Genomic DNA, 18,572 nt, shown 5'->3' with positions numbered 1-18,572 from the left:
TCACCCTCAACGGCCTGACCACCACCACCGACTACGCCTACGAAAAGTGCCCCAGCGCCTTCGCCGGGGAAACCGTGCTGCAAACCACCGAAACCTGACCGGTTTCGACCATGGGGTCGACGGCAAGTACACAAAAAAGGAAGTGACCCTGGAGCACTCGCTGCTGCACGGCGAACCCTTGCTCACCCGCGACGACAACGACGTGGAAATTCGCTACACCTATGACAAGTTGCTGCGGGTCACCTGCGAAACCGTGGCCCCGGGCACCGACTACGTGGCCTCGCGCACTTACCGCTATTTCCTGACCAACGATGATGGCCAACAGGCCAGCCAGGAGGCCACCGACGTCAAGGGCGTGCAAACCCGAACCCTGTTCGATGGCCTGAACCGGGTGATCCAGGAGCAGCGCCAGGACCCCGACCACCGTACCGGCGCCCTGGCGCAGGAGTTTCGCAACACCTATTCCGCCAGGTATGACGCGCTGGGCCAACTGGTAGAGGAAATCGAGCTGGACTGGCGCAGCGCCGACACAGAGGACGATCTGGAGCTGAAAAGCCAGTACCGTTATGACGATTGGGGCGAGCAACGCAGCGTGGTGCGTCCGGACGGGGTCGAGGAACACGAGGTCAGCGACCCGATCAACCAGACCACCACGACCTGGATCGAGGGCATGGGCAAGACCGTCACCCACAACAACCTGTTTGAAAAGCCCGACAAGATCCAGCGGTACAGGGAAGGAGACGATCCGAGCGATGACAAGGTCGTGCCGTACAGCGAGCACCTCTATCACTATGACGGCCTGGGACGTTCCGCCTATGAGTTCGATGCCCAGCGGTACAAGACAGCTTATGCGTATGACGATTTTGACCGTATGGTCCAGAGCACATTGCCAGATGGGGCCGTTGTAGAACGTCGTTATACGCTTCATAGCAGTGAAGACCTGCCCGTCTGGATTGGCGTCAATGCAAAAGAATTGGGCGAGCAAGAGTTCGACGGTCTCGATCGTATGGTCAAATCGATCACCGGGGGCCGTGTAACTACCTATAGTTTCAAACCGGGCGAGACTCAACCCTGTAAAGTCAAACGTCCGTCGCTCGTGGAAGTCAACTACGAATATGTGCCGGCCTTGGGTGAGGAGCCGATTAAACGTACCACCGTCGGTATTGCAGGTAGCGCCGCAGGCATCGCCGCAACCTATACATACGATCTGCAAAATGCTCGCCTGGACTGCAGTGAAGAAGGCGAGTTGAAACTTTCCCGTCAGTACTACACCACGGGGGAGATAAAGAGCGAAACCCGGGAACAGCCAGGCCTCGAGCCGTCCACGATGTTCTATCACTACAGCCGACAAGCCCGACTGTTGAAGTACGTCGATGTACTTGAACAGGATCAAATCTATGACTACGAGAAAAGTAGCGGCCAGCTGATGGGTACGAGCCTGGGCACTACCGCTTCCACGTTCACCTACAACGCCCAAGGCCTGACCGAGAGCATCGAAACCACGGATGGACCGCTGAGCCTGAAAATCAAGCTGACGTACGACGATCAGGGCCGCGAAATATTGCGCGAGTTCGATTTTGGCAAGGACAGTGACGGCAAAGATAGAAAACAACAACTGAGCCAGGCCTACAACGTCGTCGATCAATTGGTCCACCGCACTTTGACGGAAGGTGAGACTGTCTTGCGTGACGAAACCTATAGTTACGATGTTCGCGGGCGTCTTGAACTGTACACCTGCACGGGGACGCAACAACCCCTGGACCCTTACAACAAACCTATCGATATGCAGTTATTCATCTTCGACGAACTTGATAACCTGATACAGGTGCACACCACGTCTCCTGATGGCACCAACGTAGCTGAATACTGCTATAACAATCCGAAAGATCCAACGCAGTTGAGTACTGTGAACAATGATCATGACGATTACTGGCCCAAGGAAATCAAGCTGGTTTACAACGACGACGGCAATTTGGTGTCCGATGAAGCAGGGCGCACACTCGGCTATGACGACCTGGGCCGTTTGATCAGTGTCAGCGGGCTGCCTGGTGAAACGCCGAGTGGTTATACGTACGATCCTCTGGATGTGCTTGCCAGCCAGAATAAAGAGCGTCGATTTTACCAGGAAGGTAACATTCACACGCTGCAGCAGGGCCCGGACAGCAGCACAGTCGTGCAAGCCGGCGGCAGGGTGCTCGCGCACCAGGGCGGTGCTGGCCCAAAGTTCTGATGCTGGCCAGTGATGACAAGAACAGTGTGTTGTGTGAAGCGGGGCCAGGCTTGGTCAATGACTTCGCTTATTCAGCATACGGTCATCGCAGCGGCGAGCACCCGGCGAGTACTCATCTGGGGTACAACGGCGAATTGCGGGAAGCGCAAACCGGTTGGTATGTGTTGGGGAACGGACACAGGGCTTTTAATCCGTTATTGATGCGGTTTCATAGTCCGGACAGTTGGAGTCCATTTGGGGACGGTGGGCTGAATGCGTATTCGTACACGATGGGTGATCCGATTAATTACACGGATCCATCTGGGAATTCTAAATTGGCAGTCTTGTTCGGGGTGCTTATGAATAGTGGTGATGATGTGATGAGGGGATCGCGAGCAATGGCTCAGAGTTCTCGCGGTGTCAGCAGTCTTGCATCAGGAGGAACCTCTTATACACCCGGTCTCGTCAGTCTCGAAGAGTTTCTAAGCCAATACACAGTGTACACCGGCTCTTCATCAGGGCTAAGCGTTCCGACTCAGGTCCCCGCTGGTTTGCCGCGTTCTACAGGCCCACATGGCGTACCGAGTAGATCATCACAGTTCGCATCACCTGCTACACCAGGATCAAGTCGAGGTCCGGACTTGAGTCGGCAACTAACGTTTGCGCCTGAAGAACGCGTCGTACCACGGGTAAAAGAGGCTCCCAAGGCTCAACCTGTTCCCAATATCGCAAAGGCACCCAAAGAAGTTACGGTCAAAAAATATAACAAAATGAATGTGTTTGAGAGGGAAGCCTATGAAAAAAGAGGGGGGATAGTACCTGAAGGTGGGAAATTACACGCGGGACCAAAGAGAACAGCGCTCGACGTGCGCCGGCCTGATAGAGATAAATATAAGTACAACGACTAACCGTTGGCGCGCAGTCTAAAGCAATACCCGATTTGTCGCTGAGCAACTCACGAAATAGCGCAAGACACCACTATCAATACTGGTAGTGGTGCTTGCCGGGAGAACAACCATTAGTGACCGGCAATGGTGGGGATTATGCTGAATTGGATCCGGTACAAGACCATAGGCTTGGTCAGTACGTTTCATCCATTCAGGATTTTCATTATCTCAACCCACTCACCCGCGCAAACTCCACCAACCCACCGTCATGGCCAAGTCCCAACTTGTCCATGGCGGTACGTTTTTGTCGGCTGATGGTTTTCTCGCTGCGGTTCAGTTGTGCTGCAATCTGTCGTCCTGACAACCCCTGGACGAACAACCGCACAACTTCCAGCTCGCGCTCTGAAAGGTTGATCATTGGTTCGGCGGAGCCCGAAGCGGGTAACGACTTGGCATTCAGAATTCTACCGAAGGCAGGGCACAGATATCGACGCCCTTTTGCCACGGTGTATGCCGCCTGTTTCAACTCGCTCAAGGGGCTGCGCTTGTCGAACAGACCGCGAACCCCTGCATTCAGCAATGCCTGCAGCAGCGAAGGGTTGCGCAGCATGGTCATCACAATCAGTGGTATTTGTCCGAAATGGCGTTTGAGGTATCCCATCAATGCCAAACCATCCGGCAATCGCCCGTAGGGCATCGAGTAGTCGCTGATCAGCAGATCGCAGGGAGTGCGATGCAGATGATCGATCAACTCATCGGCGTCGTGCGCTCGGCCAACAATGGAGAATGTGTTGCCGAGGGCCATTTCAGCCCCCAGCAGCACCACGGGGTGGTCGTCGGCGAGGATGATGCGTAGCGCTTTGTCCGGCTGGTGCCTGTGCGTTACCGGCATGTCGTCACAAGCTTTTGCGCGCAGAGGGGTGAAGTCTGTGGTGTGTTCCATATTCATTAAGGGGTCTCAACAGGGTCGTTTAACGCTGACCGCTGCAGAGGAGCCGGTTCAAGGCGTTTGAATCAAGCCTTGCTCCAGCGCCATGACCATGGCGATCCAGCGCGATCTCACGCCGAATTTTCGGCGAATGTTACAAAAGTGATAATTCACACCGGCCTCGGTGCAGTCGACGATCTGGGCAATTTCCCAGGACGATTTTCCAATGGCGCTCCATTGCAAGACTTCCTTCTCCCTGGCGGTGAGCTTGATGGCCTGGGGGTGGTTGCACTCCTGCGGCTGGAAACTTGCCTGGGCAGGTGATGACCGGACTGGAGCGGTGGTTGAGCGGTACATGATTAAGTCTCCCATTCATCATCATTGACGGCGTGGGCGCGGCAGAATCGTCCTACTTTATAAAGGCATGGTTCCCGCGGCCGTCCTTCAGACCCTTGTGGCAGGGCTGTAGGCACGGTCTCCTTATAACGCGATTGGGTCGTCTTGGAACCTGTCACAAATTACAGGTGTGGACTTTAAATGAACGTTGAGGAAAGAGCTGTCAGCTGATGTGACACCGCATGTAGGATTTTTCCACTCATTCCATTTTTCTGCAGCTTTGGAAATCAACATTATGATTTGCCGGGTTTTTTGCGAGAGGTCAAACAGGGAGTAGGCGGTGCAGGCGATGCCGCTGGAAGAGCCGGTACGGCCATCACCAGGCATCGAAAAAAAATCCTGGGAGAATGGATGAATAGAGGGCGGCACCGTCGAATTAGCTGCCAGGGTGGCGCGTTTGGTGATTTGATATAGGGTTGAAATCAGGATTTCGCGCGACTGGAGAACTACATGCGCTATTCAGGCTTGACCCAACGCATCGCCGGTGAAGGCGCTGCGGCCTGGCATATTCATAACCGCGCGCTGGAATTGCGCGAACAGGGCGTCGATGTACTGCTGTTGTCAGTCGGCGATCCGGACTTCGATACACCCTTTCCCATCGTCCAGGCCGCCATCGACAGCTTGCTGGCTGGCGATACCCATTATTCGGAAGTACGCGGCAGTCGGGGGCTGCGCGACAGCATCGCCCGGCGTCATCGACAGCGAAGTGGTCAGCCGGTGGGCGCCGATCATGTGATTGTGATGCCCGGCGCGCAATGTGCGGTGTATTCGGTGGCGCAATGCCTGCTCGATCCGGGCGACGAGGTGCTTGTCGCCGAACCGATGTACGTCACCTATGAAGGCGTGTTTGGCGCGATCGGGGCCAGAGTGGTGCCGGTGGCGGTGCGTCCCGAGAATGGCTTTCGGGTTGACCCCGCGGATGTCTCGGCCCGTATCACGGCTAAAACCCGGGCGCTGGTGCTCAACAGTCCCAACAATCCTTCCGGGGCCAGTTTGTCGCGCAAGCTCTGGCAGCAACTGGCCGCACTCTGTGTTCGCCACGATCTGTGGTTGATCAGCGACGAGGTCTACAGCGATCTGTTGTACGAGGGCGAGCACATCAGCCCGGCCAGCCTGCCGGGCATGGCCGAGCGTACGGCGACGATCAACAGCCTGTCCAAATCCCACGCCATGAGCGGCTGGCGGGTAGGGTGGGTGATCGGGCCGAAACCCTTGGCCGATCATCTGGAACACCTGTCCCTGTGCATGCTGTTCGGCATTCCGGAGTTCGTGCAGAAGGCGGCGCAATTGGCGCTGGACGAAGATCTGCCGCAAGTGGCGATGATGCGCCAGGAATACCGCCAGCGTCGCGACCTGGTGTGCGCGAGCCTGAGCGAGTGCCCGGGGCTGCGGCCGATCCGTCCCGATGGCGGCATGTTCGTGATGGTCGATGTGCGCCAGACCGGGTTATGCGCCCAGGGCTTCGCCGAGCGGCTGCTGGAGGGATACGGCGTGTCGGTGCTGGCCGGGGAGGCGTTCGGGCCGAGTGCGGCGGGGCATATCCGGATTGGGTTGGTGGTGGATCTGGTGAAGCTGGCGGATGCGTGCCGGCGGATTGCGTTGTGTGCGGCGGATCTTCTGGAAGCGCGGCGGGCTTGAAGGTTTTGGGTTGTCAGTGCCGGCCCTTTCGCTGGCAGGCCAGCTCCTACAAAGGATCTGCGGCGTACACAATATCTGTGTTCGATGCAGACCCCTGTAGGAACTGGCTTGCCAGCGAAGACTTATCTCATAAACGCTGGATCCATCAGACCTTCCACGCTCGCACATTCACCAAATTAGCCGGCCGCTCCCCAGCCAGCGCCGCCAGCAGGTTATCCACCGCACACTTCGCCATCGCCTCCCGCGTCTCATGGGTCGCCGAGCCAATGTGCGGGGTGGCCACCACATTGTTCAACTGCAACAACGGCGATTCAGGATTCAACGGCTCGCGCTCGAACACATCCAGCCCGGCCGCGCGGATCTGTCCCGTGCGCAGCGCCTTGATCAAGGCCGCTTCATCCACCACCTTGCCGCGGGAAATGTTGATGAAGATCGTCTGCGCACCCATCAATGCAAACTGTTCAGCGCCGATCAGCCCTTCGGTTTCAGCTGTCAGCGGTAGCGTCAGGCACACGAAATCAGCCTGCTGCAGCAGCTCCGGCAAGCTGCGGTATTGCGCATCGAAGCGCTGTTCCACCGCCGGTTTCGGCGAGTGGCTGTGATAGATGATCGGCATGCCAAAACCAAAGTGTCCACGCTGGGCCAGGGCCTCGCCGATTCGCCCCATGCCGATGATGCCCAGGGTTTTGCCGTGCACGTCGGTGCCGAATTGCCCAGGTCCGACATTACGGGTCCACTCGCCGGCGCGCACCACGTTGGCCAGTTCCACGACTCGCCGGGCAGTCGCCAGGATCAGTGCGAAACCGGTATCGGCGGTGGTTTCGGTGAGCACGTCCGGGGTGTTGCTGAGCAGGATTCGCCGTTCGCTCAGGTAATCAATGTCGTAGTTGTCGACGCCCACGGAAACGCTGGCGATCGCTTCAAGGTGGGGCGCCAGATCCAACAGCCCAGCATCCAGTTTCAGGCTGGCACCGAGCAAACCGTGAGCCCGGGGCAGGGCTTCGCGCAACCGCGCCAAGCCGGTGGCGTCGAGGCTTTCGATCAGGGTCACTTCAGCCTGCGCCTGCAGACGCGCCATCAGCAGCGGCGACAGTTTCTTGTACAGAACAACCTGCTTTTTCATGGTGGTCATCTCAATCTCGATTCAGGAATGGGCCGCGGTAGGGCGTGTCAGTGCGACCCCGGGCCGCTCCCGGTCACTGGCGCCGGGCTTGAGGAAAATCGTCAGCACCACCGATAGCATCAACGCGCCGCTCATCAACAGGTAGGACGCGCCAGGCGAACCGGTGGAGCTGTTCAGGTAACCGACCAGATAGGAACCGCCGAACGAACCGAGGGCACCCATGCTGTTGATCAGTGCCATGGCGCCACCGGCGACGTTGGCGGGAAGGATTTCCGGGACGATGGCAAAAAACGGCCCGTAAGGCGCGTACATGCACGCGCCGGCAATCACCAGCAGGGTGTAGGACCACCAGAAGTGTTCGGCGCCCAGGGCGTAGGAGCCGTAAAACGCAATCGAGGCGATAAGCAGCGGTGGCCAGACGAAGCGTTTGCGTTTTTGCAATTTGTCCGAGCCCCAGGACACTAGCAGCATGCCGATCACGGCGGCCAGGTACGGCAGCGCCGACAGCCAGCCGGCTTCGATCATGTCCATTTGCGCACCGGCCTTGAGGATCGACGGCAGCCATAGCACAAACCCGTAGACGCCGATGCTCCAGCAGAAAAACTGCAGGGCGAGGATGATCACTTTGGGCGAGCGGAAGGCTTCTGCGTAGTTCTTCACCGCCTTGATGCCCACCTGTTCGGCGGCCAGGGCGCTTTCCAGGTCCAGCTTTTCCTGGTCGCTGAGCCACTTGGCCTGGGCCGGACGATCATCGGCCAGGCGCCACCAGATAAACGCCCAGAGCACCGCCGGCAAGCCTTCGATGATGAACATCCAGCGCCAGCTGTAATGCTGCACCAGGTAACCTGACACCACCGACATCCAGAGCATGGTCACCGGGTTGCCCAGGATCAGGAAGGTATTGGCGCGCGAGCGTTCGGCACGGGTGAACCAGTGGCACAGGTACACCAGCATCGCTGGCATCACCGCGGCTTCGACCACGCCGAGCATGAAGCGGATGACGATCAGCCAGTAGGCGTTGGAGACGATCCCGGTCAGGGTCGCCAGGCTACCCCATAGGATCAGGCTGACGAAGATCAGTTTCTTGACGCTGTGTTTTTGCGCGTAGATCGCGCCCGGTACCTGGAAGAAAAAGTAGCCGAGGAAGAACAGCGCGCCGAGCATGGATGACAGGCCGGGGGTGATCATCAGGTCCGCCGCCATGCCGGAGGCGGCGGCGAAGCCGTAGTTGGCGCGGTCCAGATACGCCAGGCTGTAGGTGATGAACACGATGGGCATGATGTACCACCAGCGGCGGGCGGCGAGGGTTGCGGTTTTCATGGTGGTGCTCCTGAGCTTGTTGTTTTTGTCGCAGCAGGTAACGGTTTTAGATGTTCAGTGACTGTGCGGACCTCATCGCGGGCAAGCCCGCTCCCACAGGTTTCGAGTGATGCGCATGAACCTTTGGTTCACCGCAACTATCTGTGGGATCGGCGGTGCGAGGATTCGACTTGCCCGCGATGGCGGCCTCAAATTCAGCGGTTAATTCCAATCGTGTGGGCAACCCCTCCATATCCCCTCGACTCTGCACCGCCCGGCTGCCAATCCAGTTGGCGCGCTTCACGGCGTCGGCAAAGCTGTGATTTTCCAGGAGGGCGCTGATCATCCCGACGGCGAACCCGTCGCCGGCTCCGACGGTATCGACTACGGTCGCCACCGGCACACCCGCGACAAAGCCCTGATCATGATGGGTGCGGTAATACGCCCCGTGCGGCCCCAGCTTGATCGCCACGGCTTCGGCGCCCTGGTCGAGGTAAAACGCCGCGATGTCGGCAGGGTCTTCGAAACCGGTCAGCAGCCGACCTTCGCTCAAGCCCGGCAGCACCCAATGGGCGAGGGCGGCGAGGCGGTTGATCTCGCTGATCATTTGTTGCTCGCTGGCCCACAGGCTCGGGCGCAGGTTCGGGTCGAAGGAAACGCTGCGCCCGGCCTCGCGCATGCGGGTCATCAATTCGAAGGACATTTCCCTGGCGCTGGCAGACAGCGCCGGGGGAATGCCGGTGGCGTGCAGGTGCCGGGCCTTGAGCAGCTCTGGCACGATTGACTGCGGCGACAGGTGACTTGCCGCCGAACCGCGGCGGAAATACTCGACCACCGGGTCGCCGCCGTCGTCGGTGCGGGACTTGAGCTGGAAACCGGTCGGGTGCGCGCTATCGATGGCGACGTTGCTGCAGTCCAGGCCTTCTTTTTCCAGGGTGTCGATGACGAAGCGACCCAGGGAATCGGCACCGACGCGGCTCAACCACGCCACCTTGAACCCCAGTCGCGACAACCCGATGGCGACGTTGTTGTCGGCGCCGGCGATGCGTTTATGGAAATGACCGACCTGAGCCAGTTCACCGTTCTGCTCGGCGACGAACATCGCCATGGTTTCCCCAAACGACAGGATATCGAAGTCAGACATGAGCGCGCTCCAGGCGTGGTTGGCCGAGGCGGGCGAGCGTCGCGACGTGCTGGGTGGTCAGTTGCAACAAATCCTCGCCTTGCAGCGGATATTCCGCCGCCCGCATCACGCCTTGGGCCATGTGTCGCAGCAGTTGTTCCCACAGCTGCAGGTCGCTGGCGCAAGGCGGTATGGCAACCAGCTTGCCGTCGGCGCGGCGCGTTACGGCTTTGCAGTGCACATAACCGACGTGGCGCCCGAGCAGCCGCGCGGCGTTTGCGGCCGACTGATCCTGCCAGTGCCAGTTGCCGACATCGAATGTCATCTTGATGGGCAACTTATGTTGCTCGACTTCAGTGAAAAATCGTTGGAATGGCTCGATTCGGCCGCCGTGCAGGGTTTGATCGTTTTCCACAAACAACCGCACGGCGCTTTTGCCTAGTATGTGAGCCAAGGTCTGAAGGTCGCTGTTATCGGTGAAATAGCCCAGTGACACTTTCAACCATTTTGCGCCAAAGGCCTGGGCGCGTCGCAGGGTGCTGATCAGTTCGGGATTGGGTTTGGACTGGCCGGCCAACCACAGTTCCATCGGCGAGGAATACACGCTTTCGAGGCCTTGGGCCCGGGTGGTATCGGCCAGTTGCACCGGATCTTCGACGGTCAACAGTTCTTCGCGCCATTCGATGCGCGTAGCGCCGGCGGCGGCCAGGATGTCGATGAAACTGCCTTGGCCGCGCTGGCGTACCAGGTCGGCGCCGTAGCTGGACAGGCTGATGGAGACGGGTGGTTTATTCATTGTTATTGACCTCTGAAACCGGTTTCATTTTTGTTCAAAAAAAAGGGCTGCTGAGTCTTGTAGCGTTCTTCAGGGGCCCTTCGCGAGCAGGCTCGCTCCCACAAGGGTCTTCGGTGGACACAGATTTTGTGTACGACAAAAAGACCACTGTGGGAGCGAGCCTGCTCGCGAAGGGGCCCGGACATTCACCAGAAATTTCCAAGCGTCGACCCCCGCACAATCAACCGCGCTGAAAAATCCACAGTCCGCACCGGCCCGTCATCCCCGCGCAACCGCTTGAGCAAACACTCGAACGCACTGGCACCAATCTGCGCCGTTGGCTGGGCGAGGGCGGTGATGCCGCTGCCCACCAGCGGGTACCAGTCCAGGTCATCGAGGGCGATCAGGCCGACATCCTCGAACAGGTTGCACTGCAAATCGCGCAGCGAATGGGTGCTGGCCAGCGCCGCAATACCATTGGCGCAGAACAGGGCTTTCGGCCCGGGGCCTGGGTTATCGAGGAACATTTTCAACTGCGCCGTCAGTTCACTGCCGGTTTCGATAAGCGTGCCGCGAAGGGCTGGACGCCGGGCAATTTGCGTCTTGAAGCTGCTGACCCGCTCGATTCGCGAACTGGTGCCGTCGAACGGTTCGGTGACCAGCAGCACGTCGCGGTAGCCGCGATCTTCAAGGTGCGCGAGCGCCATCTCGACTGCTGCCGGGTTGTCCAGCCCGACCAGATCGCTCTCCAGTTGCTCGACTTTACGGTCTACCAGCACCAGAGGCATTTCCCGATGCAGTTCGCGCAATTCGTCGCGATGATGGCCGAGGGTGTTAACGATCAAACCTTCGATGTTGTAGGAGCGCAGCAGGGCCAGGTGCTGGCGTTCCTGCTCGTCATCGCGGTCAGTGTTGCACACCACCAGGCTGTAGCCATGCTGACGGCAGGCGGTTTCCACCCCGTGCATCACGGCAATCGAATAAGGGTTGCGGATATCGGCTACCAGCATGCCGATCAGGCGGGTGCGCCCGCGTTTCAGACCACGGGCCATTTGGTTCGGGCGGTAGCCCAGTTCGGCAATCGCCTGCTCGATGCGCAGGGCGATCGCATCGGAGAGCAGGGCGCGGTCTTCGCCGATGAACCGCGAGACGCTGGCCTTGGACACCTTGGCATGTTCAGCCACGTCGAGCATGGTCACACGGCTGCGCTGGGCGGCGGAGAAATCGTTCACGGTCTGAAACCTTCTTATTGGATTTATAAGGTTTTGTGCAGAGCACTGAAACCGGTTTCAGAAGACACCAAAAAGGAATCCGCCGTCAAGTGCCTGATTGATCGAGGAGCAAAAAATACTGATGGGTGGCAGTCAGTCGTGTAGTGGCAATGTAGACGCCTTCGCCGGCAAGCCGGTTCCTACAGGGTTTGGCGTGACCCTGTAGGAGCTGGCTTGCCAGCGAAAGCTGCCTCAGGCCAACACAGTCAGCCAGGTCGATCCCAGCAGCAACAAGGCCATGCAACGGTTGAAACGCTGCATCGCTTGTGGCGAGCGCAACCAGCGCGTCGAACCGGCGCCGAGCAATGCCCAGACCCCCAGGCACGGCAGGGAGATCAGGAAAAAAGCTGCGGACAAATACAACACATGGCCAAGGCGCTGTTCGCCGTTCCCGGCGAACACGCTGACAACGGCCAGCGCCATCATCCAGGTTTTCGGGTTGATCAATTGCAGACTGGCGGCTCCCACCCATCCGAGGCGAGCGTCGCTGTCATTCGTTTCGAGGCCTTCAGCGGGGGCGCAGAATGTCTGCCACGCCAGATAACTCAACCAGGTCACGCCCACCCACTGCATCGTCGATTGCACGATGGGCAGCGCGGTCAACGTCGAACCGGCTCCGGTGCCGACCAGCAGCACAATGGTCGCGGCGCTGGCACAGGCGCCGAAGATGATCGGCACCGCCGCTGCCAATCCATATCGGGCACTGTTGCTCAACACCAGGATATTGGTCGGGCCGGGGGTGATCGAGGCCACGAACGCAAATAACAGGAAGGGCAAGAGCGTCGGGAAAGAAGACAACATCGCAGGCAACTCCGGTGAAAATCATTGAACACGATCTTCACAGTTGCCGGGTTATCTGTCTGGAAGATTTGAGCAGCGCTTGCGATACAGTGCGGGCGTCAGGCCGTAGGCGCGCACGAACCAACGGCCCAGATGGCTCTGATCGGCAAACCCCAACTCCATGGCCACCGTCGCCGGTTGCTCACCCCGGGCCAGCATTCTACGAGCTGTAGCCAGGCGCAGTTGCACCAGGTAGGCGTGGGGTGCGATACCAAAAGCTGCCTTGAACGCGCGGGTCAGGCGGAAGCGATCGACGCCCGTTGCCGCAGCCAATTGATCGAGACCGATGTCGTATCGAGCGTTGGCGTGCAGATACTCCCGAGCCCTCTGCGCCACCAACGGCAGCCTTGGATCCTCGCCATAACGAGCCCGCCAGTGCAGATGACCGGTCAGGCGTTCGAGCAGCCCGTCGAGTGCGGTCTGGCGCACGATCTTCAGCTCGCCCTGATGCAGGGCTTCAAATGCCAGGCTTGTGGCATGGGCCAGACGCACGTCAGTGGCCAGGGTATTGGCGAAACTCAATTGACTGTTGTCGGGAGCTTTGTCGAACACCGTAATGAGTTCACGCTGCAACCACTGCGGATCGAGGTACAGCATGCGATAGGTGAAGCCGTCCTCGGTCGGTGCTTCGCCGTCATGGATATCACCGGGTTCGAGCAGAAACACCTTGCCCGGGGTACTTTGATGTTTCGCCCTCCGACAGTGAAACTGCTGAACCCCTTGCTCGGTAACGCCCACCAGATAGCTGTCATGCCAATGGGGGTCGTAGGCGTGGCCTCTGAAATGCGCGCGCAGCGTCTCGATGCCGGTGTCGGCGTCCTGGGCCAGGTCGATCCAGTTGTGAGTGGTCATGCTGCACCTGCGAAACGGATTGCCGGGGTATTGAACGCCTGTGTCGAGGGTGGCGGCTAGAACGTTTGTGCACGGATCAGTTGAACAGGCCTGCCGCGATGTTGATCGAGAAGCCGAGGATGGCCGTATTGAACACAAAGCCGATCAGCGACTGTGCCAGTACGATCTTGCGCAACTCCCGGGTCGCCACCCCTACATCCGCGGTCTGCACCGCCACGCCGATGGTGAACGAGAAGTACAGGAAGTCCCAGTAATCAGGGGTCGTCAAACCTTCGGCAAAACGCAGCCCCGGGTCTTTGCCGTCCCAGGTGTAGAACAGTCGTGCGTAGTGCACGCTGAAGATTACCCCGATCAGCAGCCAGGAGCCAATCACGGTCAGCGCGGTGAAACCGTAGTGCAGCAGCTTGCGGGTGGTTTCCAGGTCCCTGCTGCCGGCCAGTTCGAAGGCAATGGTCGCCAGGCTGGCAATCGCGGCGATGCACACGACGAACAGCACCAGCCCGGCGTTTTCATCCTCGACTTCGGCAATGCGCTTCACGTCGGGCGCTTTGGCGCGCGCGGTGAGCCAGAACATCAGGATCAGGTAGGTCCATACCCCGGCATTCCAGCCGAAGAGGATTTTGCTGATGATCGAATCGGCAGGTGCCAGGATGCCCACGGCGATGCCGAGCGTGGCGGCGGCGGACAGGCGCGGGTGGGTGCGGGCGAGGAGGGGCATGTTTACTCGAAGGGCGAGGGTGTGTAAACACCATAGCACCACAGTCGTGAAGCCCACACACCCCCCTGTAGGAGCTGGCTTGCCAGCGAAGGCGGCCTCAAGAACGATGTGTTCCAGGGCCCCTTCGCTGGCAAGCCAGCTCCTACAGGGGGGGGGGTGTGGGCTAGATATCGTCAGGGCGCTTGCGCACCAGCTTCATCACCACCACGAAAAACACCGGCACAAACAGCACCGCCAGGGTCGCGGTGATCATCCCGCCAATCACTCCGGTGCCAATGGCCTGCTGGCTTGCCGAGCTGGCACCCGTGGCAATCGCCAGCGGCACCACACCGAGGATGAAGGCCAGGGAAGTCATGACGATAGGCCGCAACCGCAACCGCGCAGCCTGCAGCGTGGCGTCGATCAGGTCGTGACCTTCGTCGACCAGGCTCTTGGCGAATTCGATGATCAGGATCGCATTCTTCGCCGAAAGGCCGATGATGGTGATCAGCCCGACCTTGAAGAACACGTCGTTGGGCATCCCGCGCAGGGTCACGGCCAATACCGCACCGAGCACGCCGAGCGGCACCACCAGCAACACCGAGGTCGGAATCGACCAGCTTTCATACAGCGCCGCCAGGCACAGGAACACGATCAGCAACGACAGCCCGAGCAGGATCGGCGCCTGGCTGCCGGACAGGCGCTCCTGCAGCGACAATCCAGTCCATTCCTGGCCCAGTCCCGCCGGGCCAAGCGCCACCAGCCGTTCGATTTCCGCCATGGCCTCGCCAGTACTGTGGCCCGGTTTCGGTTCACCGGAAATGCTGATCGCCGGGTAGCCGTTGTAGCGAGTCAATTGCGCCGGGCCTTGCGTCCATTTGGCCTGGACGAAGGCCGACATCGGCACCATATTTCCAGCGCTGTTGCGCACATGCATATTCAATAGATCGGCGACCTGGCTGCGCTGATCGCCTTCGGCCTGGACCACCACCCGCTGCATTCGCCCCTGATTGGGGAAGTCGTTGATATAGGCGGAACCGACCGCGGTGGACAGCACGCTGCCGATGTCGGCAAAGGACACCCCCAGCGCGTTGGCCTGTTTGCGGTCGACCTCAAGCTGCACCTGCGGCGCTTCGGCCAGGGCGCTTTCGCGCACGTTCATCAGGATCGGGCTTTTTTCAGCGGCCGCTAGCAGCTCGGTGCGCGCCTGCATCAACGTGGCATGGCCGAGGCCGCCGCGATCCTGCAGGCGGAACTCGAAACCGCTGGAGGTGCCGAGGCCATCCACGGGCGGCGGCAGCACGGCGAAGGCCACGGCGTCCTTGACCTGGCTCAATGCGATATTGGCGCGGTCGGCAATCGAACTGGCCGAATCGTCGCTGCCGCGATCGGACCAGTCCTTGAGCGTGGTGAACGCCAGCGCCGCGTTCTGGCCGCTGCCGGAAAAGCTGAAACCAAGGATCACCGTGCTGTCGCCGACCCCGGGTTCAGTGGCGTTGTGCGCTTCGATCTGCTCGACGACCTGCACCGTGCGGTTCCTGCTCGCGCCCGGCGGCAGTTGTACGTCGGTGATGGTATAGCCCTGGTCTTCCACCGGCAGGAACGAGGAGGGCAGGCGACTGAAGCAAATACCCAGGCCGATCAACAGCACGCCGTAGATCAACAGGTAGCGACCGGTGCGTTTCAATGCATAGGCGACCCAGCCCTGGTAACGCAGGGTCAGTTGTTCGAAGCGGCGGTTGAACCAGCCGAAGAATCCGCGTTTTTCATGATGCTCGCCCTTGGCGATCGGCTTGAGCAAGGTCGCGCAGAGCGCCGGGGTCAAGGTCAGGGCGAGGAAGGCCGAGAACAGGATCGAGGTCGCCATCGACAAGGAGAATTGCCGGTAGATCACCCCGACCGAGCCCTGCATGAACGCCATGGGAATGAACACCGCCACCAGCACCAGGGTGATGCCGATGATCGCACCGGTAATCTGCTGCATCGCCTTGCGCGTCGCCTCCTTGGGCGACAGGCCTTCGCTGACCATGATCCGCTCGACGTTTTCCACCACAACGATCGCATCGTCCACCAGGATGCCGATGGCCAGGACCATGCCGAACATGGTCAGCACGTTGATCGAGAAACCCAGGGCCAACATGGTTGCGAAGGTGCCCATCAGCGCCACCGGCACCACCAGGGTCGGAATCAGCGTGTAACGGATGTTTTGCAGGAACAGGAACATCACCGCGAACACCAGCACCATCGCCTCGACGAGTGTGTAGACCACCTTGGTGATCGAGACCTTGACGAAGGGCGAAGTGTCGTACGGGATCTTGTATTCCACATTGGCCGGGAAGTAGCGCGCCAGTTCATCCATCTTCGCCCGCACCAGCGTCGCAGTGCTCAGGGCATTGGCGCCGGGGGACAATTGCACGCCGACCGCGGTGGATGGCTTGCCGTTCAGGCGCGTGCCGAACTGGTATTCCTGACTGCCGATCTCGACCCGCGCCACATCGCCGATGCGCACGGTAGAACCGTCGGGGTTGGCTTTGAGCACGATGTCGGCGAATTCTTCCGGGGTCGACAGCTGGCCCTTGACCATAATGGTCGCGGTGATTTCCTGGGTGCTGCGGGTCGGCAGATCGCCAATGCTGCCGGCCGACACCTGGGCGTTCTGCGCGACGATGGCGGCGTTGACGTCGGCCGGGGTCAGATTGAATCCAATGAGTTTGCGCGGGTCGATCCAGATGCGCATCGCCCGTTCCGCACCGTACAGCTGGGCCTTGCCGACCCCGTCCAGGCGCTTGATCTCGTTCATCACGTTGCGCGCCAGGTAATCGCTGAGCGCCACGTCGTCGAGCTTGCCGTCGCTAGAGGTCAGGGTGATCAGCAGCAGGAAACCGGCGGAGACTTTCTCCACCTGCAAACCCTGCTGAGTGACCGCTTGCGGCAGGCGCGACTCGATGACTTTGAGGCGGTTCTGCACATCGACCTGGGCCATTTCCGGGTTGGTGCCCGGCTGGAAGGTGGCCTTGATCGTGGCGCTGCCAAGGCTGCTTTGCGACTCGAAATACAGCAAATGATCGGCGCCGTTGAGTTCTTCCTCGATCAGGCTGACCACGCTCTCGTCGACAGTCTGCGCCGAAGCGCCCGGGTACACGGCATAGATTTCGATCTGCGGCGGGGCGACATCGGGGTACTGCGCCACCGGCAACTGCGGAATGGCCAGGGCACCGGCCAGCAGGATAAACAGGGCGACCACCCAGGCGAACACCGGGCGATCGATAAAGAACTGCGGCATAAAAAAGCGTCCTGCTTACTGACCAGAAGCCTGGGCAAGGGGAAGAGGGGTGTCGTCGATCTGCACTTTTTCGCCGGGCTTGGCGTGTTGCAGGCCTTCGACGACGATGCGGTCGCCGGCCTTGAGGCCGCCGGTGACGATCCAGCGATCGTTCTGCACGGGACCCAGTTCCACCGGCTGCTGGCCGACCCGTTGTTCGGCGTCGAGCAACAGCACCTGCGCGATGCCGGCGCTGTCACGCTGGATGGCCCGTTGCGGGACGCTGATGCCTTGCTGGTTCACCGCTTGCTCCAGGCGCACGCGAACGAAGCTGCCCGGCAGCAAATCGAGGTCCGGATTGGGGAACTCGCTGCGCAGGATGATCTGGCCGGTGCCCGGGTCGACCGTGATGTCGGTGAACAGCAACTTGCCCGGCAACGGATAGAGGCTGCCATCGTCCTGGATCAGCGTGGCCTTGGCCTGGCCCTGGCCGACCTGCTGCAGTTGGCCGGAGCGGAAGCTGCGGCGCAGGTCGTTGAGTTCACGGGTCGACTGGGTGAGGTCGGCGTGAATCGGGTTCAACTGCTGGATCAAGGCCAGTGGCGTGGTTTCATTCTGCCCGACCAGGGCGCCTTCGGTGACCAGCGCGCGACCGATGCGCCCGGAAATCGGCGCGGTGACGGTGGCGTAGCCCAGGTTGAGTTTCGCCCGCTGCACCGCGGCCTGGTTGGCGGCGACGTCGGCCGCGGTCTGGCGCACGGCCGCCCGGGCGTTGTCGTAGTCCTGGCCGCTGATGGCATTGCCTTCGATCAACTGGGCGTAGCGCTGCTCCTGCAAGCGCGCCTGGAAGGCATTGGCCTGGGCCTTGCGCAACGCGGCCTCGGCACTGTCCAGGTCTGCCTTGAAGGGCGCCGGGTCGATGCGGAACAGCACGTCGCCCTGTTTCACGTCGCTGCCTTCACGGAAGGTCCGTTGCAGCACCACGCCGGCCACGCGGGCGCGGACTTCGGCGATGCGCGGCGCGGCAATGCGCCCGCTCAATTCGCTGCTGATCGACAGCGGCCTGGCTGAAAGGGTCTCGATGCGAACCGTGGCCAGAGGCGCCTGCTCTTCGGCAGTCGGAGCCTTGTCGCAAGCGCTCAGCGTCAATGCCAGTGCGATGAGGCTGAGCCTGGCAAGCAGGTTGTTTGACATGTAATTACCCCAATAATGACCCCGCCATCCTACGGGGAGGCGAGGAGGGTAGCGGTGAAGCTTTGTAGGTGCTGTGTG

Annotated in this window: 15 protein-coding genes; 3 read left to right on the top strand and 12 right to left on the bottom strand. The window is 60.2% G+C overall.

The genetic code is table 11. The annotated features are described in order from the left end of the window. Nucleotides 1-142: 142 nt before the first annotated feature. Together J2W17_RS30250 and J2W17_RS30245 are read left to right on the top strand one after the other, a co-directional pair. Nucleotides 143-2,230, top strand: a complete 2,088-nt coding sequence (locus J2W17_RS30250; RefSeq protein ID WP_307343759.1) for a hypothetical protein — start codon at nucleotides 143-145, stop codon at nucleotides 2,228-2,230. Next, nucleotides 2,230-3,117, top strand: coding sequence for an RHS repeat-associated core domain-containing protein (locus J2W17_RS30245; protein ID WP_307343756.1), 888 nt, complete (start codon nucleotides 2,230-2,232; stop codon nucleotides 3,115-3,117). The genes J2W17_RS30250 and J2W17_RS30245 overlap by 1 nt, the downstream gene beginning before the upstream one ends. A gap of 202 nt (nucleotides 3,118-3,319) precedes the next feature. On the opposite strand, the gene J2W17_RS30240 is transcribed toward J2W17_RS30245, so the two are convergent. Continuing rightward, nucleotides 3,320-4,045: a response regulator transcription factor gene (locus J2W17_RS30240; protein ID WP_307343753.1), complete on the bottom strand. Its 726-nt coding sequence runs from the start codon at nucleotides 4,043-4,045 to the stop codon at nucleotides 3,320-3,322. 51 nt (nucleotides 4,046-4,096) lie between these two features. After that, a complete protein-coding gene (locus J2W17_RS30235) occupies nucleotides 4,097-4,381 on the bottom strand; it encodes a LuxR family transcriptional regulator (RefSeq protein ID WP_307343750.1) in 285 nt (94 codons plus the stop codon). 489 nt (nucleotides 4,382-4,870) lie between these two features. On the opposite strand from J2W17_RS30235, the gene J2W17_RS30230 reads away from it, so the two are divergent. Further along, a complete protein-coding gene (locus tag J2W17_RS30230; RefSeq protein ID WP_307343747.1) occupies nucleotides 4,871-6,058 on the top strand; it encodes a pyridoxal phosphate-dependent aminotransferase in 1,188 nt (395 codons plus the stop codon). A 145-nt stretch (nucleotides 6,059-6,203) separates the two neighbouring features. Here the strand turns inward: J2W17_RS30230 and J2W17_RS30225 are convergent, their stop codons facing one another. From J2W17_RS30225 to J2W17_RS30180, 10 genes are all read right to left on the bottom strand, one after another. Beyond that, nucleotides 6,204-7,181 carry a 2-hydroxyacid dehydrogenase gene (locus J2W17_RS30225; protein WP_307343766.1) on the bottom strand — a complete coding sequence of 326 codons (978 nt, stop codon included), beginning with the start codon at nucleotides 7,179-7,181 and terminating at the stop codon, nucleotides 6,204-6,206. Nucleotides 7,182-7,202: 21 nt separating this feature from the next. Further along, nucleotides 7,203-8,501, bottom strand: coding sequence for an MFS transporter (locus J2W17_RS30220; protein WP_307343744.1), 1,299 nt, complete (start codon nucleotides 8,499-8,501; stop codon nucleotides 7,203-7,205). A 46-nt stretch (nucleotides 8,502-8,547) separates the two neighbouring features. Further along, nucleotides 8,548-9,624: a sugar kinase gene (locus J2W17_RS30215; RefSeq protein WP_307343741.1), complete on the bottom strand. Its 1,077-nt coding sequence runs from the start codon at nucleotides 9,622-9,624 to the stop codon at nucleotides 8,548-8,550. Beyond that, a complete protein-coding gene (locus J2W17_RS30210; RefSeq protein WP_307343738.1) occupies nucleotides 9,617-10,399 on the bottom strand; it encodes a sugar phosphate isomerase/epimerase family protein in 783 nt (260 codons plus the stop codon). The genes J2W17_RS30215 and J2W17_RS30210 overlap by 8 nt, the downstream gene beginning before the upstream one ends. A gap of 185 nt (nucleotides 10,400-10,584) precedes the next feature. Continuing rightward, complete coding sequence (locus J2W17_RS30205) at nucleotides 10,585-11,610, bottom strand: LacI family DNA-binding transcriptional regulator (RefSeq protein ID WP_307343735.1); 1,026 nt, start codon at nucleotides 11,608-11,610, stop codon at nucleotides 10,585-10,587. A gap of 231 nt (nucleotides 11,611-11,841) precedes the next feature. Beyond that, nucleotides 11,842-12,450 (bottom strand): LysE family translocator, encoded by a 609-nt coding sequence (locus J2W17_RS30200; protein ID WP_307343732.1) that lies wholly within the window; start codon nucleotides 12,448-12,450, stop codon nucleotides 11,842-11,844. 51 nt (nucleotides 12,451-12,501) lie between these two features. Next, the gene (locus J2W17_RS30195) at nucleotides 12,502-13,341 is read right to left on the bottom strand and encodes an AraC family transcriptional regulator (protein ID WP_307343729.1); all 840 of its coding nucleotides are present in this window, start codon (nucleotides 13,339-13,341) and stop codon (nucleotides 12,502-12,504) included. 76 nt (nucleotides 13,342-13,417) lie between these two features. Beyond that, complete coding sequence (locus tag J2W17_RS30190; RefSeq protein WP_307343726.1) at nucleotides 13,418-14,059, bottom strand: DUF1345 domain-containing protein; 642 nt, start codon at nucleotides 14,057-14,059, stop codon at nucleotides 13,418-13,420. 163 nt (nucleotides 14,060-14,222) lie between these two features. Further along, on the bottom strand, nucleotides 14,223-17,321 hold the full coding sequence (locus J2W17_RS30185) for an efflux RND transporter permease subunit (protein ID WP_307343723.1): 3,099 nt from the start codon (nucleotides 17,319-17,321) through the stop codon (nucleotides 14,223-14,225). 15 nt (nucleotides 17,322-17,336) lie between these two features. After that, nucleotides 17,337-18,494, bottom strand: a complete 1,158-nt coding sequence (locus J2W17_RS30180; protein WP_307343720.1) for an efflux RND transporter periplasmic adaptor subunit — start codon at nucleotides 18,492-18,494, stop codon at nucleotides 17,337-17,339. Nucleotides 18,495-18,572: the final 78 nt, after the last annotated feature.

This window comes from Pseudomonas lini (genome assembly GCF_030812475.1).
Lineage (GTDB): Bacteria > Pseudomonadota > Gammaproteobacteria > Pseudomonadales > Pseudomonadaceae > Aquipseudomonas > Aquipseudomonas lini_A.
The sequence above is the reverse complement of the archived record's forward strand: the minus strand, read 5'-3'. Positions and strand labels throughout refer to the sequence as shown.